The sequence below is a fragment of the Pseudomonas sp. IT-P176 genome (assembly GCF_949767245.1).
Classification (GTDB): Bacteria; Pseudomonadota; Gammaproteobacteria; order Pseudomonadales; family Pseudomonadaceae; genus Aquipseudomonas.
Window position 1 is genome coordinate 1 of sequence record NZ_CATKPN010000014.1, and the last position, 249, is coordinate 249.

General features: G+C 51.4%; 2 tRNA genes. Both read left to right on the plus strand.

From position 1 onward, the window contains the following. Positions 1-19 precede the first annotated feature (19 nt). A tRNA-Ile gene (locus ACM6IP_RS00930) sits at positions 20-96 on the plus strand. A gap of 30 nt (positions 97-126) precedes the next feature. Further along, positions 127-202: transfer RNA gene (locus ACM6IP_RS00935), tRNA-Ala, on the plus strand. Positions 203-249 lie beyond the last annotated feature (47 nt).

Sequence of the window (249 nt, forward strand, 5' to 3'; positions counted from 1 at the left end):
TAAGAAGCAGCCATAAATTGGGTCTGTAGCTCAGTTGGTTAGAGCGCACCCCTGATAAGGGTGAGGTCGGCAGTTCGAATCTGCCCAGACCCACCAATTTTGTGTGGGAAGAACCTGTAGAAATACGGGGCCATAGCTCAGCTGGGAGAGCGCCTGCCTTGCACGCAGGAGGTCAACGGTTCGATCCCGTTTGGCTCCACCACTACTGCTTCTGTTTGTTGAAAGCTTAGAAATGAGCATTCCATCATT